The organism is Streptomyces sp. NPDC040545, assembly GCF_055595065.1.
Genome location: NZ_JBVIWA010000006.1, coordinates 78,637 through 101,915, shown reverse-complemented (window position 1 = coordinate 101,915; position 23,279 = coordinate 78,637). Strand labels below are relative to the sequence as shown.

Below are 23,279 nucleotides of genomic sequence, written 5' to 3'. Positions count from 1 at the left end.
CCGGGTGCGACGCACCGCACCTCCCGGACCGGGTCGGTGGCGGCACCGGCCGAGTGCCGCCACCGACCCACCCCCGCGAGCCCTCCCCCTCATTCGCAAGGAGCCCCCATGCGGTTGGTCAGCTACACCCTCGACGATGCTTCCGTGCGTCTCGGCGCGCAGGTCGACGACCTCGTCGTGGACCTCACCACCCTGGCCCGGCGGGCCGGCGTGCACCTGCCCCCGGACCTGCTGTCCCTCATCCGGGCCGGCGCTGCCGCCCAGGAGGCCGCGCGCGGACTGCTGGCCGCCGGACCCGCGGCCTGGCCCGCCGAGGCCGTCCACCGCCTCGAAGACGTGACCCTGCGCGCACCCCTGCGCCCCGGCAAGATCATCGGCGTCGGACTCAACTACATCGAGCACGTCGAGGAGTCCAGCCGCAGCCTCGACACCGACAAGGACCTGCCGCCGCGCCCCGTCCTCTTCGGCAAGCCCGCCACCGCCGTCACCGGCCCCGGAGCGCCGATCCTGCACAACGCCGACCTGACCACCCAGCTGGACTGGGAGTGCGAACTCGCCGTCGTCATCGGCCGCCCCGCCTTCCGGGTGAGCGAGGAGGAGGCGTACGACCACATCTTCGGCTTCAGCATCGTCAACGACATCAGCGCCCGCGACCAGCGCCGCTCCGGCCAGTGGTTCTTCTCCAAGGGCCAGGATTCCTACGCCCCCTTCGGCCCGGCGGTCGTCACCCGCGACGCGATCCCCGACCCGATGGCCCTCGACCTCTCGCTGCGCGTCAACGGCGTCACCAAGCAGAAGTCGAACACCCGGCACATGCTCTTCCCCATCGCCCGCCTCATCGCCGACATCAGCTCCGGCATGACCCTGGAGCCCGGCGACGTCATCGCCACGGGCTCACCGTCCGGCGTCGGCGCCGGCATGGTCCCGCCCGAGTTCCTGCGCCCCGGTGACACCGTCGAGGCCACCGTCGAAGGCATCGGCACCCTGACCAACCCCGTCGTCGACGCCCGCTGACCCTCCCCGGCAAGAAGGAGTACCCGTGTCACCCCGCACGTACCGCATCGGCCAGATCGTGCCGAGTTCCAACGTCACCATGGAGACGGAGGTCCCGGCCATCCTCCGGGCCCGCCAGGCCGTCGCACCCGACGAGCGCTTCACCTTCCACTCCAGCCGGATGCGCATGACCCATGTGACGCCGGAGCAGCTGAGGGCCATGGACGCCGACTCCGACCGCTGCGCCGTGGAACTCTCCGACGCCCGGGTCGACGTACTGGGCTACGCCTGCCTGGTCGCCATCATGAGCATGGGCCTCGGCTACCACCGCACCTCTGAGCAGCGCCTGCACGCGCGGACCGCCGAGAACGGCGCGCCCGCCCCGGTCGTCACCAGCGCCGGAGCCCTCGTCCACGGGCTGCACACCATCGGCGCCCGGAAGATCGTGCTGCTGGCCCCCTACATGCGCCCGCTCACACGGACCGTCGTGGACTACCTGACGCACGAGGGCATCGAGGTCCTCGACCACCAGGCCCTCGAAATCCCCGACAACCTCGACGTCGCCGCCCACGACCCCGCCCGGCTGCCGGGTCTCGCGCGGGCACTGGACTACGCCGACGCCGACGCGGTCGTGCTGTCGGCGTGCGTGCAGATGCCCTCGCTCGGCGCCATCGAGGAGGCCGAGCAGCTCCTGGGCAAGCCGGTGGTGTCCGCGGCGGTCTGCACGGCCCACCAGATGCTCCGGGCCCTGGACCTGGACGCGGTGGCCCCGGGCGCGGGCCAGCTGCTGTCGGGCAAGTACGCGCGAACCCCGCTGGCGGGGTAGCCGGTACGGCGCGGGAGCTCCGGCCGCGAGGCCGGCGCTCCCCGGCCACCCGGTCCGGGCGACCGCGGCTCAGCCCCGGCCACCCGATCCCGGGAGGATGATCGTGACCCCGCGCCCGGCCGCCGTGCCCATGGCGGCCAGGGCCGCCGGGGCCGCGTCGAGCGGGATCGTCGAGGTGACCAGCAGGTCCGGCCGCAGCACCCCGCCCCGGACCATCTCCATCATCGGCGGGTAGGCGTGCGCCGCCATGCCGTGGCTCCCGAGGACCTCCAGCTCCCAGCCGATCACCCGGTCCATCGGCAGGGCCGCCGCGCCGGCCGCCGCGGGCAGCAGTCCCACCTGCACGTGCCGCCCGCGCCGGCGAAGCCCGGCCACCGAGGACGCCGCCGTCTCCGGTGATCCCAGCGCGTCGAGCGACAGGTGCGCGCCCCCGCCGGTCGCCTCCCGGACGGCCTGCGCGGTGTCGGCGCCCTCCCGGGCGTCCACGCAGTGCACGGCGCCGAACGTCCGCGCCAGATCCAGCGCCCCCGGCGCCGTGTCCACGGCGACCACCCGGGCCCCGGCCGCCGCCGCGATCACCACGGCGGAGAGCCCCACCCCACCGCAGCCGTAGACGGACACCCACTCGCCCGCCGTCACCCGGCCCCGCGCCACCACCGCCCGGAACGCCGTCGCGAAGCGGCAGCCGAGACCGGCCGCCGTCGCGTACGAGAGCTCCTCGGGCACGGCCACCAGATTCACGTCGGCGTGGTCCAGGGCCACGTACTCGGCGAAGGACCCCCAGTGCGTGAACCCGGGCTGCGTCTGCCGCGCGCACACCTGGTGGTCACCGGCCGCGCAGTCGGCGCAGCTCCCGCAGGCGCACACGAACGGCGCCGTGACGCGGTCGCCGGGCCGCCAGTTCATGACGCCGGTCCCCACGGCCTCGACCACACCCGCGAGTTCGTGCCCGGGGACGTGCGGCAGCACGATGTCCGGATCGTGCCCCATCCAGCCGTGCCAGTCGCTGCGGCACAGCCCGGTGGCCTCCACCCGCACCACCACCCCGCCCGCCGGCACAACCGGCTCCGCCACCTCCCGTACCTCGGCCTGCTCGCCGTACCGCTCGAAGACCACCGCTCGCATGGATCCCGCCCTCCGCTCGACCGACCGTCACGCTACCCGGCCTCAGGGCGCGCCCTCCCCGGCCCGGGCCAGCGCCAGGACACCCGCGCAGATCAAGCCGATGCCCAGCAGCTGGGGGAGCAGCCACCAGCCCGACCGCAGGTGTTCCTCGTACAGCACCACCCCCAGCGCGATGCTGATGCTCGCGTCGCCGAGGGTCAGCGCGGGCTGCGAGGCGACCAGCGGGCCGCCCTGCATGGCGTGTTCCAGCAGGAGCAGGGCGCAGATGCCGCTCGCCCCGAAGGCGTACGTCTCCCAGGTGGTCAGGAAGGCGACGAAGCCGTCGTCGTCGAGGACGTGTACCGCGGACTTCATCAGCGCTGCGGTGAGCGCGTAACAGACGGCGGTGGCGGCGCCGAGGCAGCCGGCCCGGGCGCGGCCGGGCGGGAGCCGCAGCCCGGCCACGGCCAGGGCGGCCACGACGACCGCGCTCGCAGCCAGAGCCACCACCCAGCGCTCGGCCGGCACGTCCGTCCGGTTGCCCATGGGCGAGGCGGCCACGAGCGCGACCCCGAGCCCCGCCACCACCCCCGCCACGGCCAGCCACAGCGCCCGCGGCAGCCGCTGCCGGGACATCAGCGAGGCGATCAGCAGCGCGAGCGGCAGCTCCAGCACGAACAGCGGCTGTACGAGCGCCAGCGCGCCGGTGGCCAGCGCGAGAGCCTGCCCGGCCCCCGCCGCGATCACGGCCAGGATGCCGCCGATCCACAGCGGGCGCCGCAGCAGATCGAGGACCAGGCCGAGGCGGAAGCCGTCGCTCTGCGGCACGGTGAGCGCGGCGCGCCGCTGGAGCACGGTGGCGAGCGCGTTGCTGAACGCCGCGAACAGTGCGAAGAGGACCGGCAGGACGACGCCCATGCCCCGATCCTCACGGCGCCCGCCGCCCCTCCGTGCCACCACACCGGGCCACGGACGTCCTGCCCGGCGCATTCCCCCGTCCGGACCTGCCGGGCAGACCCAGGGGGTGCCTAGCCCCGCCCCGCGGCCCGCCGCAGGGCCAGTGCCGCGAGGGCCTCCGGGGCGCCGGCCTGGCCCCGGACCCCGGGGAAGGCGTTGATGTCCACGATCAGCGGTGTCCCGCCGCCGGTGTCGATGATGTCCACGCCGTAGACGTCCAGCGCGAACACCGCGCCCACCTCGCGCACCAGACCGGCCCAGCCGGACGGCAGTTCCGCCAGGGGCAGGGGACGGGTGGGGCCGCGGCCACCGGGGGAGAGCTCGGACCGGCGCAGGGCCGAGAAGACCTGGTCCCCTATGGCCCACAGCTTGTGGTCCCAGCCGCTGTTGGGCGCGTACTCCTGCACCACGACCGGCTCGTGCGGCCATTCCCTCGCCAGCTCCCGCAGGCGTGCGACGTCGTCGACGCGGGCGACGAGGTCGCCCCGGCGGCTGCGCCGGCTCTTGACCACCACGGGGGTGTCGAGCCGGGCCCCGGCCGCCCAGGCCCCGAGGGAGTCGTGCGTACGGGTCGCGGCGAAGGGCAGCCCGGCCCGCAGGGCGAGCTCGGCCATCTCCGTACGGTCCTGGCACAGCGCGGTGGCCGAGGCGGAGTTCACCACGGCCGCCCCCCGCCGTTCCAGATAGCGGGCGAGCCCCAGCGCGTGCGGTGTCCGCGACTTCAGCAGGTACACCTCGGCGAGCGGCAGCGGCACGTCCCCGAGGGTGAGCGGATCGAGGGCCTCGACCGCGTGTTCCGGGGCCAGCAAGGCCGTCGTGTCCGCCAGCAGCGGGTGCCCCGGATCCGGGGTGATCAGGCCGATCTTCACGCGCCGTCGCCCCCCACGGCCGAGACCTGCGCCGGGATCGACAGGGGCAGCGGGTACGGCTGCGCCATGGGCGCCGGCGGCTGCGCGGAACCGCCCGCCCGTGCCAGCTCCAGGACCGCCCGGGCCACCCGCGCGGCAGCGTCGGGCACTTGACGGAAGCTCGGGAAGTCGTTCACGTCGACGACCACCGGCCCGTCCGGGCCCAGCAGCACGTCCACCCCGTACAGGTCCAGCCCGTAGACCGCCCCCACCTGCGCGGCGATCGCCGCCACCTCGGCCGACAGCGGCACGCGGCGCTCCCGCACCGAGGGGTCCGGGTGCAGCGGCGAGCACCGCTCGGTTGCGAACAGCTCCCCGCCGACCGCGTACACCTTGATGTCCGTCCCCGAGTTGGGCACGTACGGCTGGGCGATGAGCAGCCCCTCGCCCGCGAGCACGGGCAGCAGCGACTCCAGCCGCTCCGGCGAGGACACCAGGTGCACGGCCCGCCCGGAACTGCCGTCGGCGGGCTTGACGACGAGCGGGTACTCCGCCGCCGGGATCTCCCTGAGCAGCTCGGGGCGGGCCACGGCGTACGTCGGCGGCAGCGGGAGCCCCCGGCCGCGCCCGAGGGCGGCGGCCAGCGCCTTGTCCCGTACGCCGCGGATCGACCGGGCGTCGTTGACGGTGGTCGTCCCGGCCGCGGCGGCGGCTTCGAGCAGGGTCAGACCCGGGCCGCCGGACACCGTCTTGAGGACCCAGGCGTCGTGCGCGCCCGCGTCCACCACCTCGGTCATGCGCAGGAGCGAGCCGCCCGGCCGTACGACGTCCACGCTGTGCCCCCACGCCGTCAGCTGCCGGATCACCTCGTTCGGCATGCCGTCGTGGCGGTAGTGCTCCTCCACCAGGAAGCAGAGCCTCATGGACCTTCCCCATATTCCCCGGACGTCCGCCGATACCGTCCGGCGAGTCATGACGTCACAGGATGTCATGGACCGCAATGTGATGATCGGTCCGGCTGTGGGCTTCCTTGTTGCGCTGCCCGCTTCGGATCAGCGGGGGAGGGGCCGGGGCATGGATGACCGGTGGGACAGGGCTGCTGCACGGGCTCGTATGGAACACGATCGCACCGCGGGACGTGCTGATACGGCTGCTCGGCCTGGCTGGTCGGGGAACCGGGCGGCTCGTGGCAGGTGATCGACATCCTGCAGACCGGCCGGCTCACGGTGCCGGAAATCCCGGTGAATGATCGGACAATCGGCTGCTAGGTTGATCACGTGCCGAAGCTGAATCAGATCATCGCAGTGGAAAAGGGCGTCAAGTCCAAGTCCCTCCAGGAGCTCACCCAGGCTCACCACGACGTCCAGAAGCCCGCCCTGCTGGCCGGAATCTCCCGGACCTACCAGCCCAAGGACGAGGAGGGCGAGCAACTGCCGCCCGAGTCCACCCGGGTGCAGGTCAAGGCCGAGGACGTACTGCGGGCGACGGCGGGGACCCTGACGCGGCTGTTCGACGTGACGGCCACCAAGGACTGGGCCAACCGCACCGCGGCCGCCGATGTCGTCGTGGACGGGACGGTCCTGCTGGCGCAGGTGCCCGTGCCGTACCTGCTCTTCCTGGAGAAGCAGCTCACCGACATGCACACCTTCGTCCGGAAGCTGCCGGTGCTGGACGCCTCCGAATCCTGGAACCTGGACCCGTCCACGGACTCCTGGAAGACGGACCCGGTGCGCACCATCCGTACCAAGAAGGTGCCGCGCAACCACGTGAAGGCCGAGGCCACCGAGAAGCACCCGGCGCAGGTCGAGGTGTACTACGAGGACGTTCCGGTCGGGTACTGGACGACCGTGAAGTTCTCCGGTGCGCTGCCCGCCCGCCGGGTCAACGAGCTGCTCGACCGCGTGGAAAAGCTCCAGCAGGCCGTCAAGTTCGCCCGCGAGGAGGCCAACAGCGCCGAGGTCACCGACCAGCGGGTCGGCGACGCGGTGTTCGGCTACTTGTTCAAGTAGCCCCTAAGACTCCCTCTGTATGTCTGCAGGGGGTGCGCGAGAGCGCAAGCTGAAACTGATGTTGAAGCTGAACGAGGGTGTCAGTTGGGGGTTCGAATCCCTCCCCCGGCATTACGAGCCGGGGTGGCCCAAGCTGGTAGAGGCGGCCCTTCAATCTCAGATTATCGCTCCAGTCTCAGTATTCGCCGCCGAACACCGGATCGACCGAGCGTGGACGATCATCGATGGATAGGGGTTCAAGTCCCTTCTGCGCCTCTCCTCGTGGCGCGGTAGTTCAAAGGTAGAACACGTCGATCTCAGAATGATCCGCGACTCTTAAACGTGCCGGTGTGCGCAATTGGGTGGCACACAGGAGCCCGGGAGCTGGATATGCTCCCGGGCTCCGTCACGTTCCCGTCCCGACCGGTCCGTCCCGACCGGTCCGGTCCGGTCCGACCGGACCGGACCGGGGGCGGGACGGTCAGACCGGTACGGACACGAACGTCCGGCCCGACTCGTTCTCGACCAGGATCGCCTTCACGTCCGCCGGGTCCACGGCCGCCGAACCGTCCAGCGACGCGCCCTTGGCCTCGCCGTTCTCCTGGCTGCCCGTGACCCAGCCGGCGGCGGTGGTGCGCGTCCCGTTCCTGGAGACCACGACCAGCCGGCACCGCTCGCCCGGCGGCACTCCCGTGACCGCCGCGTGCACCCGCACCCACTTGGTGGCGGGCGTCATCTGTACGGTCATCCGCGCACCCGTGGCCTTGTCGGTCGCGGAGAGCACCTTGGTCCCGGCGGGCGGCGGGGAAGGGTTCGCCGTGGCCGTCGGGGACGGCGGCACAGGCAGCGCGACGGCGTCCGAATCACCCGTACCCAGCTGGGTACCGGCCCAGAACACGGCGGCCAGCGAGGCCGCCACCGCCAGTCCCGCGAACCCCGCCCGCCGGCGCGCATCCCCGGCCCGCTCACCGCGCATCTGCCGCAGGGTGCGCTGGAGCAGCAGGTCACCGCCATGCGGCGGTCCGTCGAGGAACGCCTCGTCGGGCACCTCGCCCAGAGCCGCCTCCATCTCGCGCAACGCGGCCACCTCCTCCCGGCACTGCACGCATCCGCTCGTGTGTTCCTCGACCCGGCGGATCTCCTCGGCGTCCAGGACACCGAGTACGTAGGGGCCGAGCAGTTCCTCCTCGTGCCTCTGCCGGTTCATGCCACCACCTCACGCAGTCCGGCGGGCTGCTGGGGCGGCCTGCCCGATCGCTTTCCTTCTCTGGAACCGATGTCCCTGAATCCGTCGCTCTTGAAGACGTCGCGCAGCGCCTTGAGGGCGTAGTGCGAACGAGATTTGACCGTACCCGCCGGGATGCCGAGGCTGTCGGCCGCCTCCGCGACGCTGAGCTGTCGGTAGTACAACTCCTTCAGGACGTCGCGGTGTTCCGGCGACAGCTGATCGAGGGCCCCCAGGACCGTCATGCTGTCCACCACGGAATCGGCGTGGTCCGCCTCCACCGGGGGAGCGGACGAGGCTCCCGAGACCTCGGGCGGCCGGGCGGCCTTGGCCCGGTAGCGGTCGGTGATGATGTTGCGGGCCACCGTGAGCAGCCAGCCGCGCACCGAGCCCTTTCCGTTGACCAGCACCTCGGAGTGGCGCCAGGCCCGGATCAGCGTCTCCTGTACGACATCCTCGGCGGCGGCACGGTCTCCGGTCAGCCGGGTGGCGTACGCGAGCAGGGCGTGACCGTGCTCCTCGTACACCGACTTGATCAGTGCCTCATCGGTCGAGCCCCGCCGAGTGCGGGGCCACAGTGGTCCGGCCATCTCACCCTCTCCGTCTTCCTCGCATATGTGGTGCGGTCGGAACACGCCACCAGGGCGGATTCGGTTCACGTGACCTGCGTCACTCAGGTCCGGCAGTCGCGGCCCGCGTTGATGCAGTCGACGATCGCGGCCATCTGCCGGTCGGTCATCGCGTTCACGAACATCGCGTGATCGGTCTTCGGGCTGTGCCGCTGCTCGGGGAAGGAGTCGAGGGCCACGTTCAGCCCCGGGGGGATCTCGTAGGCGAGCAAGACGCGCAGTTCCGGCACCGGGAAGGTGTCCTTCGGGCAGACACCGTTCGCGGCGGTGAAGAGCAGGTGCGAACGGTGCGTGACGCCGACGGTGTCGAGGCCGTTCCAGCAGCTCGGGAAGACCAGGGTGCGGGTGACGCGCTCGCCCGCGGGGCAGCGCGGGTACCGGGTGGTGGCCCGGTCCGGGGAGCCCGAACACCCCCAGCGGGCCCGGACGTCGGCCTCGCTGTCCGCCGTGTACGCGACGGCGTCGCCGGTCATCGCGCGCAGGAAGCGCGGCATCGCCACCACCTTGCTCACGGGGTTGCCGCGGAACTCCACCAGGACCGAGGTCTCCGGCACGATCTCGCCGACGTTCCCGTGCCCCGCCGAGTCCTCGTGCGGGCGCGTGCCCGGGCGGTCGGGGCGGCGCAGGACGGGCCAGTAGTACGTGGACCGGTCGCCGCCCCTGCAGCTCGTGCCGGCCGCGGCCAGCGAGGTCTCCGTCGACAGCGCGTCGGTGGAGAGGTTCCCCACGTAGGCGTGCGTGTGATGGGCGCCGCCCAGCAGCCCGGGCGAGACCACGAGGTTGTCCTCGTTGTAGTGGCCCTCCTCGTTGCGGCCGCAATCCACCACCACCGAACCGGCGGATCCCTCGGACCCGGGGGCGGGAGCGGCTGCCGGGAGGGGCGGGACGTCACGTATGTCCACGTAGTCGGACGCGGCCGGCCTCCGCCCGTCCGCCGTCCCGGCGTGCGGACCGGCCGCCCGCGACGCCCCCAGTACCGCTGCGATCAGCCCGCCGCCCAGGACCAGGCAGACGGCGAGAGTGAGCAGCCGGTGTTCGTTCCCCATGCCGGTCACGGTTGCCGGTGGCGCCCCCGCCGTCAACTGGTCATCCGTATGACGGGCACGGCGCCGCGATTCGTACGTTCCGGTGTGGGCCGGCCGTACGCCCGGGGAGGTGAGGCCAAGGTTTCACCGTGCCGGATAGTCTGCCTCCATGGGTTCGGGCGAGGGGGAGGGGGCCGAGGACATGGGCGCGGATCTCGGGGGTGAGGGCTGGGGTGCCACGCGCTCCTGGGTGGAGAAGGAGCTGCCCGGGGCGGAACGCATCGAGCGGGCCGTGCGGCTGCGCGGCGGCTGGACCTCGGAGATGCGGCGCCTGGACCTGGGCGGCCCGGACGGTCGGCGCTCGCTCGTCCTGCGGTCCTTCGTCAAGCCCTTCTTCGTCCGGCACGCGGAGGGCCTGCTGACCCGCGAAGCGGCGATCCTGCGCCTGCTCGGTGACACGGACGTACCCGCGGCCACGCTGGTGGCGGTGGACGCGACCGCGCAGTACTGCGACCACCCCTCCCTGCTGATGTCCCTGCTGCCGGGAACGGTCCGCCTGGACGACCGGAACGCCGACGGCCGCGCCGAACTGCTGGCCCGCCAGCTGGTGCGTATCCATCAGCTGCCGACAGCCGCGCACCAGCGGCCCCGCACCTATCAGGCCTGGGCCTCCCCCGAACGCGTGACGCCGCCCGCGGCCACCGAGCGCCCCGGGCTCTGGCAGCGCGCCGTCGACGTCATCCGCCGGGATCCGCCGGATTACCGAGGCCGCTTCCTGCACCGGGACTTCCATCCCGGGAACGTCCTCTTCACGGGTGCGGACGCGGATCTCCGGATCAGTGGCGTCGTCGACTGGGTGGAGACCTCCTGGGGGCCCGCCGACCTGGACGTGGCGCACTGCTCGACGGCCCTCGCCCTGCTGCACGGGGTTCCCGCGGGGATGAGCTTCGCGGACCGCTATGCCGGCGCGGGAGGAACCCTGGCCGAGGACCGCGGCGCCCACCTGTACTGGCGCCTCCTGGACGCGCTGGGCTTCGCTCCGGACGCGGAGAAGGTCGGCGTCCCCTGGCGTGAGCTGGGCCGCGCCGATCTGACGGCCCGTGTCCTGACCCAGAGACTGGAGGGCTACCTCCACGCCCTCTTCGAGAGGTATGCCTGAATCCTCACCGCCCGACCGGACTACCTGCCGGGAAGATGCCTGATTCCGGCACATGTCCGGCCTCCGTGGCTACGATCGGCCGATGATGACCTCCGTGACGCTCGGAGCCGCCGCCACACCGACCGCTTCCGCTCTCGTCATCCGGCCCTGGTGCGTCCACCAGGTGGACGACCTCGCGTCCTGCCGTGTCGCGGCCAAGTGCGGCTACACGTACGACAGGACGCTGGCGTCCGCGCCCCCGCCTACCCCCTCGACGGCCATCTGCACGTGCGTCGCGCAGCAGCCTGACACGTCGCCGGCGGGGCCGAGGTTGTCCGTGGGGCTGCTTGTCCGGCCGTGCGGCGACCGCTCACAGTGGGGCGTATGACATCAGAGCTGACACCCGCCGAGCTCCTGCACGCATTCGCCCGCACCCGCGCCTCGCTCGACGGCGCCGAGGTCACCTACTGGTGGACCGGGGACGTCCACTCCTGGGCCCCCGGCGAGCCCTACCGGCGACTCTTCGGCTTCGAAGGGCTCAACGTCGCACGCCTCGTGGCGGACGAGGAGCTCGGCGGCTACCAGCTCCTGTCCAGGGAGGCCGCGTTCTACCTCGACCCCGGGACCCGGGAGATCCTGGAGACCTGGCAGGACAAGCCCGTCGTCCACGTCTGGAACGATCCGGCCGACCAGAAGTGGCGGCCCTTCCCGGTCCCCCTGACGGAACTGGGCGACCAGGTCTGCTTCAGCCTGGAGATCCCGCTGGCCTACCCCTCGCCCCTGCCGGTCGCGCAGTACCCCGCCCACTCGGCCGACGACACCTACCGCGCCCTGGAGCTCTTCCAGTTCTTCGCGCCCGCGACCGCCCTGACCACCGACGCGGTGAGCGTCCCCGCCACGATGTCCTGGACCCGGATGTCCCCGTGGCTGCCCTGGATGGAACAGGGGCAGCGCCCCGGCGGCCTCACCTTCCACTGCCGCGGCCGCAAGCTGGACTCGTACGGGCAGGTCCCGGAGCGCACCCGCGCGTACGTCGCCGAGCACCACCCCGAATTCGCCCACGCGCCGGAGAAGTGGAGCGAGCCGAACGAGACCAGCTGGACGTACTTCCGCAGGCTTTTCCCGCCGCGGTAGCGACGGTTCCGTTCCCGCTCCCGGTTCCGCGCAGCCATCGCGCGGACGGCGAACATGCCTGGTCAGCGCCCCTGCCGAGGGACCCCTGGGGGGAGCCGCAGGGGGCGGACAAGGGTTTTCCCCGTATCGAGTTCATCCCCGTGTTGCCTACTGTCTGCCCACCGGCGATCTTCCCCTGACCCTACGGCACACACGCCAACCCCACATGGCGTGAAGGCCGCACCGGTCGGGGGGAGAGCCGGGACCGCCGTTGCCCGGCCCCGCCGTTGCGGCTCGGGCGACGTGGCGCGCGGCGGAGGCCGGGGCGAGCTCGACCAACTCGCTCCCGGTCCCGCGGCCGCCGGAACCTCCCACACTGCACTGACCGGCCGCTCCGGCATGCCCGGAAACGGCCCTCGAAGGGGAACACGTGCACGCTTCAAGACGTCGGCTCATATCCGTGGTGGCCATGTCCGTCACCCTGCTCGCCGGCTCCGCCACCGCCACCGCCTCGGTGGCCGCGGCCGTCGAGAACCCCGGCGCGGCACCGGCGGCCACGGTCGCCCCGACCGCGCCGGTCGAGAACCTCATCGTCGGATACAAGTCCTCGGCCACCGAGGCCAGCTCGAACAGCGCGGCGGCCGACGACGCCGCCGCCAAGGGCAAGAAGGCCGGCAAGAAGGCGAAGTTCGACCGCCGCCTCGGCACCGGAGCCGCACTCGTCAACCTCGGCGGAACCGTCGCCCCGGCGGCCGCGGCCGACGTGATCGCCCAGTTCCGCGCCGACCCGGACGTCGCCTACGTGGAGCCGGACACCCGCGCCTACGCCATGGCCGTCACCCCGAACGACACCGAGTACGCCAAGCAGTGGGACCTCTTCGAGCCCACCGCCGGCATGAACGTCCCCGGTGCCTGGGACAAGACCACGGGCTCCGGCGTCACCGTGGCCGTGATCGACACCGGCTACGTCGCCCACTCGGACGTCGCCCCGAACATCGTCGCCGGCTACGACTTCATCTCCACCGCCTCCGAGGCCCGCGACGGCAACGGCCGTGACAGCAACCCGGCCGACGAGGGCGACTGGAACGCCACCGACGGCGAGTGCGGCACCGGCTCCAAGGCCAGCACCTCCTCCTGGCACGGCACCCACGTCGCAGGCACCATCGCCGCGGCCACCAACAACTCCAAGGGTGTCGCCGGCATCGCCTACGGCGCGAAGATCCAGCCCGTCCGCGTGCTCGGCAAGTGCGGCGGTGCCACCTCGGACATCGTCGACGCCATCACCTGGGCGTCCGGCGGCTCCGTCGCGGGCGTCCCGGCCAACGCCACCCCGGCCAAGGTCATCAACATGAGCCTCGGTGGCTCGGGCACCTGCGGCACCAGCTACCAGAACGCCATCAACGCCGCCGTCGCCCGCGGTACGACCGTCGTCGTCGCCGCCGGCAACAGCAACGCCAACGCGTCCGGCTTCTCGCCCGCCAGCTGCAACAACGTGATCAACGTGGCGTCGACCAACCGCGCCGGCGACCGCTCGTACTACTCGAACTACGGCTCGATCATCGACATCGCCGCCCCGGGCGGTGAGACCCGCCGCGCCACCGACACGCCCGGCACCGTCACCACCCCCGAGAACGCGATCCTCTCCACCCTGAACGCCGGCACCACCACCCCCGGTGCCGAGATCTACAAGCCCTACCAGGGCACCAGCATGGCCGCCCCGCACATCGCGGGCCTGGCCGCCCTGCTGAAGTCGGCGAACACCTCGCTGACCCCGGCCCAGATCGAGTCGGCGATCAAGACCAACGCCCGCCCGCTGGCCGGTACCTGCACCGGTGGCTGCGGCGCCGGCCTCGCCGACGCGGCCGCGACCGTCGCCGCCGTGACCTCGACCCCGCCCACCTCGGGCTTCGAGAACACCACGGACTTCGCCATCGGCGACAACACGACCGTGGAGAGCCCGATCACCGTCAGCGGTGTCACCGGCAACGCCCCGGCCACCCTCAAGGTGGGCGTGAACATCGTCCACAGCTACATCGGTGACCTCAAGGTCGACCTCGTCGCCCCCGACGGCAGCGTCTACAACCTGCACAACCGCTCCGGCGGCAGCACGGCCAACATCAACCAGGTCTACACCGTGAACGCCTCCTCCGAGGTCGCGAACGGCACCTGGAAGCTGCGGGTCAACGACAACGCCGGCGGCGACACCGGCAAGATCGACTCCTGGAACCTGACCTTCTGATCTGATCAGGAGCCAACTCGGCCTGACGGTCCGATAGTACGGACCAAAGCACGCCCGCGGACCTGCTGATACACCTCGTATCGGCAGGTCCGACGGGTTTTCCCGGCACGAGACTGATTTCTGCGTCACAATCCGTGTCCGCCCGCCACTCGACCTCGTATTGTCGCCTCTCACAGGAAGGGCACCGGAGCTGGGACCGAGAGGCTGGTGGCTGTGCGTGGTGGCGGCGACGGGGCACGCTGACACAAGTGTCGGACACGGAGAACTGATCAAGGCGGTCGACCGCGCGCTGACCACGCACGGCCGGGCGCTCCTGACCGGACCGGCTGGCGCGGGCAAGACCGAGGTGGTGCGCGCCGTCGCGGCCGCGGCCGAATCGCGCCGCGAGACCGTGCTGCGCCTCGCCCCCGAGGCCGCCGACCAATGGATACCCGAGGCGTCCGCCGCCGCCCTCCTCGCCTCCGTACCCGCCGGCGCCCTGGAACAGCTCTCCGGCCCCCAGCGCACCGCCATCGCCCTCCTGCGCCGCGAGGCCGACGCCCCCCGGGCCGGCCGCGACCACATCGCCCTGCGCCTCGCCGTGGTCGAGGTGCTGCGGAGGCTCGCCGACCGCGACCCCGTCCTGCTCGTCCTCGACAACGCCCAGTGGCTCGACGCCGAGAGCACCGACCTGCTCCGCTTCGCCCTGCGCCTCACCCCGCCCCGCGTACGGGTCCTGGTCGCCGAATGCGTCCAGGGCGGGGTCCCGGTGGGCGAACCCCTCTGTGGCCCCGGCGTCCCCGCCATCCGGGTGCCCCCGCTGGGCGCCGACGAGGTCGCCGAACTCCTCGTCCGCCACGGCCTCCCGGCCCGCCTCGCCGGCCGGATCCACCAGGCCAGCGGCGGCAACCCGCGCCTCGCCCTCGCCCTCGGCCACTCCCTCGCCGAAGCCGCCGAGGCCCGCGACAGCAGCGCCCACCACGCCGACGCCCTGCCCGTCTCCGGACAGGCCCGGGAGGTGGCCCGCCGGCTCCTCGCCGCAGCCCCCGCCCAGGCCCGCCGGACCCTGCTGCTCGCCGCCCTCGCCACCCGCCCCACCATCTCCCTGCTGCGCCGCGCCGGCCGCCCCGACGCCGAGGCCGAGCTGGCCGAGGCGGAACGGGCCGCGCTGGTCAGGGTGGGCGAGGACGGCTCCGTGGAGTTCACCGCCGGCGCCCTGCCCACCGCGCTCGCCGCCGACGCCGGCTGGCCCGAACGCGCCGCCGGACACGCGGCCCTGGCTGCCGCCGTCGACGATCCCGTCCAGGCCGTACGCCACCGCGCGCTGGCCGTGGACACCCCGGACCAGTGGCTCGCCGAGGAGATCACCGAAGCCGCCGCGGCCTGCCGCCGCCGGGGCCAGCGCGCCCTCGCCGCCGAACTGGGCCTGCTCGCCGCCGAACGGACGCCGTCCTGGCTGGCCGGCGAGGAACTAGCCCGCCTGGTCGCGGCCGCCGAGGACGCCGGCTGGTCCGGCCGCGCCGACCTCGCCCGCCGCGCCACCGGGGCCGTCCTGGCCCGCGACGCCTCGCCCGCCGACCGCGTACGGGCCCGGCTCGCGGTGATCGACGCCGCCGGGCAGGCCCTGGGCGCCCTCGACGAGACCATCGCGTACGCCATGGACGAGGCCGCCGGGGACCCCTCGCTCCAGGCCGCCGTCCAGCTGCGGATCGCCTGGAAGCACAACCTCAGCGACGGCGACCCGGTCCGCTCCCGCGACGCCGCGGCCCGCGCCGGCGCGCTCGCCGCACTCGGCGGCGACCAGGTCGCCGAGGCCATGGCCCTGACCGTACGGGCCCGCATGGGCCGCATCCTCGGCGACCCGGGCGCCGAGGCGATCCTGGCCGAGGCCCTCGCCCTGCCCGCCCCCGAGGTGCCCCTCGGCATGCGCAACGCACCCCAGTACCTCGCCGTCCGGCACGCCCTCTTCGACGACGGCCTCGACGACGCCCGCCGCCAGCTGATGGTCCTGCTGCCCGCCGTCCAGCGCACCGGCTCCGCCGAGGACGTCTTCGAGGTCCTGCGCAGCCTCACCGAGGTCGAACTGCGCAGCGGCCGGTGCGAGGCCGCCTCCGCCCACGCCCGCCGGGCCCTGGAGCTCACGATCGACGCGGGCCTCTCGCCCGGCCCCGCCTGGTACGTCGCCGCGATGGCCGAGGCCATGGGCGGCAGCTTCGCCCGGGCCGCCGGCTACGCCCGGCGCGGCATCCAGGCCTCGCAGGAGGAGCACGACCAGGTCTTCCTCTCCCGCAGCCTGCACGCGCTCGGCCTCGTCGAACTCGCCACGGGAGAAGCGGCGAAGGCCGTCGCCACCCTGCGCCGTGTCGCCGAACTGGAGGCCGCCCAGCAGGTGGTGGACCCCTCGATCCTGCGCTGGCACGGGGAGCTCGCCGAGGCCCTGATCGCCGCCGACGCACCCGAGGAGGCGGCCCGGCTGCTGTCCTCCGTCCGCACGGTCGCCGTCGGCCTCGGCCGTACCGGGGTCGTCGCGGCGCTCGACCGGGCCCGCGGGCTGTGCCTGTCCGCCCAGGGCGACGCCGACGCGGCCGTACACCTGCTGGAGACCACCGCACAGCGCTTCGAGGCCCTGCGGCTGCCGCTGGAACGCGGCCGTACGCTGCTCGCCCTCGCCCGGGTGGAGCGCCGGCGACGCCGGCGCGCGCCGGCCCGCGCGGCGCTCCGGGCCGCGGCCGAGGTCTTCGACCGGGCCGGGGCCGCCCCCTGGACGGAGCTCGCCAGGGAACCGGCCCCCGGCGACGGCGCCGGTGCGCGGGTACCGGCGGCCGCGACCCTGACCGAGGCCGAGACCCGGCTCGCGCTGCTGGTCAGCCAGGGCGCCAGCAACCAGGAGGCGGCGGCGAAGCTGTTCCTCAGCGTCAAGACGGTGGAGGCCCGGCTGACCCGGATCTACCAGAAGCTCGACGTCCGCTCACGGGCCCAGCTGGCCACCGCGCTGCGCACGCGGTGACCGTCACAGCACTAGCAGCCGAGGTTGTTCCCGGGGGTCACCCCGAGCAGCTGCGTGAAGCTCTGGTACTTCGAGATGCGGCTCTGGACCTGGGCGGGGTTGCCGCCGTTGCACTCCAGGGAGCCGTTGATCGAGCGGATGGTCTCCCCGAAGCCCGCGCCGTTCACCATGGCGGCGTGGGCGGTCATGGTGCCCGGGCCGTTCTGGGTGTTCCAGTACCAGAGCGCCGTCTTCATGGCGACGGCCGGATCCTGCTCCACGAGGTACGGGTTGGCGAGCAGGTTGATGCCGAGGGCGTCACCGGCGGCCTTGTAGTTGAAGTTCCAGCTGAGCTGGATGGGCCCGCGGCCGTAGTAGGCGGCCTGCCCGGCGGGACAGCCGTACGGCTGTCCCGCGTCGCAGTAGTGGGGGTAGTTGGCGGTGTTCTGCTCCACGATGTGCACCAGTCCGCCCGTCTCGTGGGAGACGTTCGCGAGGAAGGCCGCGGCCTCGCGCCGCTTGGTGGTGTCGTCGCCGGTCTTGGCGAACCCGGGGTAGGCGGACAGCGCCGCGACCAGGCCGTTGTAGGTGTAGAAGGGGTTCCGGTTCGGGAACATCTGGTTGAACTGGGCCTCGGAGACCACGAATCCGGTGGGGGTGCCCGGATCCGGGTCCTGGCCCCCGCCACCGCAGGTGCCCTGGTCCGACCAGACGCCCCACTGGCCGGTGGTGCCGGGCGTCTCGCCCTGGGTCCACCACTTCGCCTGCCAGTTGTGGCCGCCGTACGAGGCGCTCATGCCGCCCGTGTAGACGGCGGAGGAGGTCCAGGCGCCGGCGCAGGGGGTCGCGGCGGCGGCGGGGGAGGAGGGGAGGGTGAGGGCGAGGCCGGCCGTGACGGCCGCGGCGGCGGTGAGTGCGAGGGCGCGGAGGCGAAGCGCACGTATCACGTAACTGCTCCTTCAGTGGGGGGACTTGCCGTGGGGGCAACGGTGCCCACTGAAGCGAAAATGGTCTGAACCTGTCAAGGTCTAGACCAAATGAAACGCGCCGGCACCACGCGTGACGCGTGACACCGGCGCGGTACCGAGCCGATCAGCTGCCTGCGGAGAGGTTTCCGGAGAGGATCGGGATGTTGCTGGCGATGTGCGAGAGGGCCTCGTCGCCCTTGGCCTGGGTGGAGTTCTCGGTGCACTGCTGGTTCTGCGGGCTGGCGAGAACGTTGATGTCCTGGACGCCGACGTTGGCGAGGACCGCGATCAGGGACTGGGCGTTGACCTTGGCCGGCAGGCCGATGCAGAGCTTGTTGAGCGAGCCCTGGACGGCGCCGAGCTGTGGGCTCATCTTGCCGTGGGTCTCCTGGTTGCCGTAGATCTGGGCCGAGCCGTTGCCGTTGACGGTGTTGACGCCGTTGTCGTTGCCGATCGCCATCGCCGGGGTGGCGACTGCGGCGCCCGCACCGAGCACGGCGGCGGTGGCGGCTGCGGTGGCCATGAACTTCTTGAACATGTGGGGATCCTTCTGTCGCACTGTCGCATGTGATGGCTGCCCTCGGCGGGACGTGCTGATCAACTGTCGACGGCGCTCAGGGTTATCCCCACTCACCCGAGTGGCCCAATGGCGGATCGAGCCACCCCCGGCCGCGGCGGCGGGGGCGAGCTCCTCGGGTCCGAGGGTCAGCCGGTCTTGCGGCGGACCTTCTTGTTCTTGCCACCGGGGCCGCTGCTGGCGCCCTGGACCTTCGCCCGGCTCTGGTGGGCCTGCTGGGACTGGGCGTTCGCGGCATTGCGGTCCAGAGCCTCGCGGAACTTGCGCTTGGCCGCGTCGGCCGGGGACTCGTCCTGCGGGGTGTCGGTTTCGTCAGCCATTTTGTCCTCCTGGGGTGATCAAGCGGTTTCAGTCTGTCAGGTGACGTCCCTGCTGACCAGCGAGTTCCCCTATGCTCCAAGGAGTGCTTGGGGAGGTCATAAGCTTTGATTATGAGGTCATAAAGAGACACCGGGTGCTGAGTTAGGTTTACCTTCGTTTAGGGTTCCCTTTGATCCACCTTGCCGTCGCTCGAAGGGAACCTCTGCCATGCCTCGCCCTCTGCGGGTAGCCATCGTCGGTGCCGGCCCGGCCGGTATCTACGCCGCCGACGCGCTGCTGAAGTCCGAGGCAGCCGTCGAGCCCGGTGTGTCCATCGACCTCTTCGAGCGGATGCCCGCGCCCTTCGGCCTGATCCGGTACGGCGTCGCCCCCGACCACCCCCGGATCAAGGGCATCATCACCGCCCTTCACCAGGTGCTCGACAAGCCGCAGGTGCGCCTCTTCGGAAACGTCGACTACCCGAACGACATCAGCCTCGACGAGCTGCAGTCCTTCTACGACGCCGTGATCTTCTCCACCGGTGCCACGGCCGACCGCGCGCTGACCATCCCGGGCGTCGAGCTGGACGGCTCCTACGGCGCCGCCGACTTCGTCTCCTGGTACGACGGCCACCCGGACGTCCCGCGCACCTGGCCGCTGGAGGCCGAGAAGGTCGCCGTGCTCGGCGTCGGCAACGTCGCCCTCGACGTCGCGCGCATCCTCGCCAAGACGGCCGACGAGCTGCTTGCGACCGAGATCCCCGCGAACGTCTACGACGGGCTCAAGGCGAACAAGGCCCTCGAGGTGCACGTCTTCGGCCGCCGCGGACCGGCCCAGGCCAAGTTCAGCCCCATGGAGCTCCGGGAGCTGGACCACTCGCCCAACATCGAGGTCATCGTCAACCCCGAGGACATCGACTACGACGAGGGCTCCATAGCCACGCGCCGCGCCAACAAGCAGGCCGACATGGTCGCCAAGACCCTGGAGAACTGGGCGATCCGCGACATCGGTGAGCGCCCGCACAAACTGTTCCTGCACTTCTTCGAGTCGCCCGCCGAGATCCTCGGCGAGGACGGCAAGGTCGTCGGGCTGCGCACCGAGCGCACCGAGCTGGACGGTACCGGCAACGTCAAGGGCACCGGCAACTTCACCGACTGGGACATCCAGTCCGTCTACCGGGCCGTGGGCTACCTCTCCGACGAGCTGCCCAAGCTGCCCTGGGACGTCGAGTCCGGCACAGTCCCGGACGAGGGCGGCCGCGTGATCGAGGCGGGCAGCCATCTGCGGTCGACGTACGTCACCGGATGGATCCGGCGCGGCCCGGTCGGCCTGATCGGCCACACCAAGGGCGACGCGAACGAGACCGTCGCGAACCTGCTCGCCGACCACGCGGAGGGCCGCCTGAGCGAGCCGGCCGCCCCGGCGCCGGAGGCCGTCGAGGCCTTCCTCGCCGAGCGCAGCGTCCGCTACACGACGTGGGAGGGCTGGTACAAGCTGGACGCCGCCGAGAAGGCTCTCGGCGAGCCCCAGGGGCGCGAGCGGGTGAAGATCGTCGAGCGCGAGGACATGCTCGAAGCGAGCGGAGCGTAACGCGAGAGGGCCGGGGCCCGGACGGGGTCCCGGCCCCTCGTACAGGCCCTTCAGGCGCCCCGTTCCCGCTCCAGCACGCCGCGTACGAAGGCGGCCTGCCCGGCGTGCTGCAGGTCGTCGCCCAGCACGCTGACCAGCCGCACCCCGAGGGTGACCGGCGGATCCCAGCGTTCGTCGACGACCCGGTCCAGGTCGGTGGCGGCGAGCCCGTGGACGAACCGCGCGGTCCGCTCGTGCACCGCGTCGAAGTACCCCAGCAGCAGCTCGCCCGAGTCCACCCGGACGGTGTAGACGTCCCGCGACGAGTGCCCGTACCCGGTCGCTCCGGCGGGCAGTGGGAGCGCGAACCGGTCCGACCAGCCCTCGGAGTCCCAGACCTGCTCGGTGCCGGCCGCGTCCGCGATGTGGTCGTCCTGGATCCGGGTCAGGTGCCAGATCAGCCAGGTGACCGAGTTCGCCGCCGGGTCCACGCGCGCGTTCAGCAGTTCCGGCGGGACCCCTTCCACGACCTCGTGCACGATCTCCCGGATGCGTCCGAAACTGTCGGCGATGACGTCCGTAGCCTTCATGCACCCACCATGCAAGGCCCGGGGGCCCGACCACCGCGAGCGACACGCGTAGGTCGGGCCGCCGGGCCGGTGGGTCGGGTGACGGGAGGGGCGACCGGTCAGCGGGTGACGTCGGCCTTCTCGGCCTTCTCGGCCTGCTCCGTCTTCCCGGTCGCCGCCGCGGGCTGCCCGGCGGCCGCCGCCACGGTGCCCTGCCCGCTCCGCAGACCGATCCAGCTGATCAACGCGACCAGCGCGAAGGCCACCGCACCGATCCCGAAGGTGAGGGTGAACCCGGACTCGGCGGGCAGCGGGGGGACCCCCGCCGGCAGGTGCTCGATGGTCTTGGAGGCCAGGATCGTGGTGACGACGGCGCTGCCGATCGCACTGCCCGTGGAGCGGGAGATCGAGTTGATGCCGTTGGCGATGCCGCTCTGGTGGTGCGGGACGCTGGACATGATCACGGCGGGCATGGCGGCGTAGCCGAAGCTGACGGCCGCACCGACGACGAGCCCGGCGCCGATCACCGAGAGGCTGTGCTGGTGGTCCAGGACCAGCCAGGCGAAGCCGGCCGCGCCGAGGGCCGCGGCCAGGGCCAGCGCCGTACGCGGACCTCGGTGGCGCACGATCTGGCCGCCCACGGGCGAGGCGAGCAGCGAGACGATGGCGCCGGGCAGCAGGAACTGCACGGAGGCCCGCAGGATGGACGCGTCGAAGCCGTAGCCGGTGAGGGCCTCGGGCATCTGGACGAGGTACGAGACGCCCAGGAAGTTCGCGAACATGCCGAAGCCGACGAGGACGCCGGCCAGGTTGGCCATGAGCACGGGGCGGTGGACGAACATCTTCATGTCGACGAGCGGCTCGCGGACCTTGCGCTCGACGAGCACCCAGACGGCTGCCATGACGGCGGCGCCGGCGAAGCTGCCCAGCGTACGGGCGGAGCCCCAGCCCCATTCGTGGCCCTGGGAGATCGGCAGCAGGAGCAGCAGCAGCGCGATGCCGAGGGTCAGCGCGCCGAGGAAGTCGGTGCGCCCGCCGGTCTTGTGGCGGGTCGCGGGGACGAGGAACACCACGGCGAGCAGGGCGAGGAGCGCGAAGCCGGTCGCCATCCAGAAGGCGTTGCGGTAGTCCGCGCCGGAGCCTGAGGTGAGCAGGCCGGTCGCGACGAGCGCGAGCCCGCTGCCGAACGCGAGCGTGCCGCTGACCAGGGCCATCGCGCCCGGCAGCTTCTGCGGCCGGACCTCTTCGCGCAGGACCGACAGGGCCAGCGGGAAGATCGCGGTGGCGGCTCCCTGGAGCACCCGGCCCAGGATCAGCAGCGGCAGAGAGGACGCCAGTGCGGCGATGACGGAGCCGGCGACCATGACGCCGAGCACGGCGACCAGGGTGGGCTTCTTGCCGTGCTGGTCACCGAACCGGCCCAGCAGCGGGGTGAAGACCGCGGCTGACAGCAGGGTGGCGGTGGTCACCCAGCTCACGTTGGCCGTGGTGGTGCCGAGGTCCTCACGGATGAGGCCGAGGATCGGGACCGGCAGGGTCTGCATCATCGACACGACCATGGCGGCCAGGCTCAGGGCGAAGACGATGACCGTCTCGTTCCGGTGCCCGGGGGCCGGGGTGGCGGGGGAGGGGGTGCTCATGGCTGGGGTGAACCTTCTTCGTGTTTCGGAGCTGAAGAGCTTCGGAACGCAGATGTTTGACCTTCTCAAGTAACTCGACCGACGGTAGACGTCGATAGTTAAGGTGGTCAAGTAAACAATTGATAATGTGAAGCATCCTGAGTACGCTCCAGGTATGAGCGACACCGCCACGCAGACCCCCACCAAGCTCCAGCTGCTGGAGCTGCTCGCCGCGATCGGCACCGCCCAATGGCGCGAGTTCGCGGCCGCCGCGGCCCAGCACGGCCTGACCTCGACCCAGGCCCGGGTCCTCGCCCAGCTCGACGGCCCCGTGCCCATGCGCGGCCTCGCCACCCTGCTGGTGTGCGACGCCTCCAACGTCACCGGCATCGTCGACCGGCTGGAGGCCCGCGAGCTGGTGCGCCGGGAGCCGGACCCCGCCGACCGCCGCGTCAAGAACGTCGTCGCGACGGACGCGGGCCGCGACGTCATCCGCCGCGTGCGCGAGGAGATGCAGGCCATGCACGGCGCGCTGGACACCCTCGACGAGGCCGAGAGCGCGACGCTCTACGCCCTGCTGGGCCGCCTGCGCCCCTCGATGGAGAAGGGCGCCTGAAGTAGCCTCGG

The 23,279-nt window shown here is 72.2% G+C and carries 21 protein-coding genes; 9 read left to right on the top strand and 12 right to left on the bottom strand.

All coding sequences use genetic code 11. The annotated features are described in order from the left end of the window. Positions 1-108: 108 nt before the first annotated feature. Both ACZ573_RS14595 and ACZ573_RS14590 read left to right on the top strand, forming a co-directional pair. A complete protein-coding gene (locus ACZ573_RS14595; protein ID WP_471303550.1) occupies positions 109-1,014 on the top strand; it encodes a fumarylacetoacetate hydrolase family protein in 906 nt (301 codons plus the stop codon). Positions 1,015-1,093: 79 nt separating this feature from the next. Continuing rightward, positions 1,094-1,819, top strand: coding sequence for a maleate cis-trans isomerase family protein (locus ACZ573_RS14590; protein WP_471304086.1), 726 nt, complete (start codon positions 1,094-1,096; stop codon positions 1,817-1,819). 69 nt (positions 1,820-1,888) lie between these two features. Here the strand turns inward: ACZ573_RS14590 and ACZ573_RS14585 are convergent, their stop codons facing one another. The 4 genes from ACZ573_RS14585 to ACZ573_RS14570 form a co-directional block, all read right to left on the bottom strand. Continuing rightward, positions 1,889-2,944: an alcohol dehydrogenase catalytic domain-containing protein gene (locus ACZ573_RS14585; RefSeq protein WP_471303547.1), complete on the bottom strand. Its 1,056-nt coding sequence runs from the start codon at positions 2,942-2,944 to the stop codon at positions 1,889-1,891. 42 nt (positions 2,945-2,986) lie between these two features. Continuing rightward, complete coding sequence (locus ACZ573_RS14580) at positions 2,987-3,841, bottom strand: DMT family transporter (protein ID WP_471303544.1); 855 nt, start codon at positions 3,839-3,841, stop codon at positions 2,987-2,989. A 110-nt stretch (positions 3,842-3,951) separates the two neighbouring features. Further along, positions 3,952-4,749, bottom strand: a complete 798-nt coding sequence (locus ACZ573_RS14575) for an ATP-grasp domain-containing protein (protein ID WP_471303541.1) — start codon at positions 4,747-4,749, stop codon at positions 3,952-3,954. Next, complete coding sequence (locus ACZ573_RS14570; RefSeq protein ID WP_471303538.1) at positions 4,746-5,651, bottom strand: ATP-grasp domain-containing protein; 906 nt, start codon at positions 5,649-5,651, stop codon at positions 4,746-4,748. The genes ACZ573_RS14575 and ACZ573_RS14570 overlap by 4 nt, the downstream gene beginning before the upstream one ends. A 354-nt stretch (positions 5,652-6,005) precedes the next feature. Here ACZ573_RS14570 and ACZ573_RS14565 point away from each other — a divergent pair, with 354 nt between their 5' ends. Next, positions 6,006-6,737, top strand: coding sequence for a DUF7873 family protein (locus tag ACZ573_RS14565; RefSeq protein ID WP_471303536.1), 732 nt, complete (start codon positions 6,006-6,008; stop codon positions 6,735-6,737). Between the two features lie 460 nt (positions 6,738-7,197). Here the strand turns inward: ACZ573_RS14565 and ACZ573_RS14560 are convergent, their stop codons facing one another. The 3 genes from ACZ573_RS14560 to ACZ573_RS14550 all read right to left on the bottom strand — a co-directional run bounded on the left by ACZ573_RS14560 (position 7,198) and on the right by ACZ573_RS14550 (position 9,616). After that, entirely contained in the window at positions 7,198-7,923 is a 726-nt protein-coding gene (locus tag ACZ573_RS14560; protein WP_471303534.1) for an anti-sigma factor family protein, read from the bottom strand. Next, the gene (locus ACZ573_RS14555) at positions 7,920-8,531 is read right to left on the bottom strand and encodes a sigma-70 family RNA polymerase sigma factor (RefSeq protein ID WP_030725819.1); all 612 of its coding nucleotides are present in this window, start codon (positions 8,529-8,531) and stop codon (positions 7,920-7,922) included. The genes ACZ573_RS14560 and ACZ573_RS14555 overlap by 4 nt, the downstream gene beginning before the upstream one ends. An 83-nt stretch (positions 8,532-8,614) precedes the next feature. Then, positions 8,615-9,616: a DUF1996 domain-containing protein gene (locus tag ACZ573_RS14550; RefSeq protein WP_471303531.1), complete on the bottom strand. Its 1,002-nt coding sequence runs from the start codon at positions 9,614-9,616 to the stop codon at positions 8,615-8,617. Positions 9,617-9,764: 148 nt separating this feature from the next. Between ACZ573_RS14550 and ACZ573_RS14545 the strand changes: the two genes are divergently transcribed. The 4 genes from ACZ573_RS14545 (at position 9,765) to ACZ573_RS14530 (ending at position 17,071) form a co-directional block, all read left to right on the top strand. After that, on the top strand, positions 9,765-10,754 hold the full coding sequence (locus ACZ573_RS14545; RefSeq protein ID WP_471303529.1) for a phosphotransferase family protein: 990 nt from the start codon (positions 9,765-9,767) through the stop codon (positions 10,752-10,754). 363 nt (positions 10,755-11,117) lie between these two features. Next, positions 11,118-11,867 carry a DUF1838 family protein gene (locus ACZ573_RS14540; protein WP_471303527.1) on the top strand — a complete coding sequence of 250 codons (750 nt, stop codon included), beginning with the start codon at positions 11,118-11,120 and terminating at the stop codon, positions 11,865-11,867. A gap of 448 nt (positions 11,868-12,315) precedes the next feature. Further along, positions 12,316-14,085, top strand: a complete 1,770-nt coding sequence (locus ACZ573_RS14535) for a S8 family peptidase (protein ID WP_471304081.1) — start codon at positions 12,316-12,318, stop codon at positions 14,083-14,085. A gap of 217 nt (positions 14,086-14,302) precedes the next feature. Continuing rightward, the gene (locus ACZ573_RS14530; RefSeq protein WP_471303524.1) at positions 14,303-17,071 is read left to right on the top strand and encodes a helix-turn-helix transcriptional regulator; all 2,769 of its coding nucleotides are present in this window, start codon (positions 14,303-14,305) and stop codon (positions 17,069-17,071) included. Between the two features lie 11 nt (positions 17,072-17,082). On the opposite strand, the gene ACZ573_RS14525 is transcribed toward ACZ573_RS14530, so the two are convergent. From ACZ573_RS14525 to ACZ573_RS14515, 3 genes are all read right to left on the bottom strand, one after another. Continuing rightward, a complete protein-coding gene (locus ACZ573_RS14525) occupies positions 17,083-17,997 on the bottom strand; it encodes a glycoside hydrolase family 19 protein (RefSeq protein ID WP_471303522.1) in 915 nt (304 codons plus the stop codon). A gap of 145 nt (positions 17,998-18,142) precedes the next feature. Then, on the bottom strand, positions 18,143-18,556 hold the full coding sequence (locus ACZ573_RS14520) for a rodlin (protein WP_471303519.1): 414 nt from the start codon (positions 18,554-18,556) through the stop codon (positions 18,143-18,145). A gap of 167 nt (positions 18,557-18,723) precedes the next feature. Next, a complete protein-coding gene (locus tag ACZ573_RS14515) occupies positions 18,724-18,915 on the bottom strand; it encodes a DUF5302 domain-containing protein (RefSeq protein WP_030384532.1) in 192 nt (63 codons plus the stop codon). Positions 18,916-19,123: 208 nt separating this feature from the next. On the opposite strand from ACZ573_RS14515, the gene ACZ573_RS14510 reads away from it, so the two are divergent. Then, positions 19,124-20,485: an FAD-dependent oxidoreductase gene (locus tag ACZ573_RS14510; protein WP_471303518.1), complete on the top strand. Its 1,362-nt coding sequence runs from the start codon at positions 19,124-19,126 to the stop codon at positions 20,483-20,485. Positions 20,486-20,535: 50 nt separating this feature from the next. On the opposite strand, the gene ACZ573_RS14505 is transcribed toward ACZ573_RS14510, so the two are convergent. Then, on the bottom strand, positions 20,536-21,054 hold the full coding sequence (locus ACZ573_RS14505; protein ID WP_471303516.1) for a mycothiol transferase: 519 nt from the start codon (positions 21,052-21,054) through the stop codon (positions 20,536-20,538). A 98-nt stretch (positions 21,055-21,152) separates the two neighbouring features. Further along, positions 21,153-22,673, bottom strand: a complete 1,521-nt coding sequence (locus tag ACZ573_RS14500) for an MFS transporter (protein WP_471303513.1) — start codon at positions 22,671-22,673, stop codon at positions 21,153-21,155. 154 nt (positions 22,674-22,827) lie between these two features. Between ACZ573_RS14500 and ACZ573_RS14495 the strand changes: the two genes are divergently transcribed. Beyond that, on the top strand, positions 22,828-23,268 hold the full coding sequence (locus ACZ573_RS14495; RefSeq protein WP_382540663.1) for a MarR family winged helix-turn-helix transcriptional regulator: 441 nt from the start codon (positions 22,828-22,830) through the stop codon (positions 23,266-23,268). Positions 23,269-23,279 lie beyond the last annotated feature (11 nt).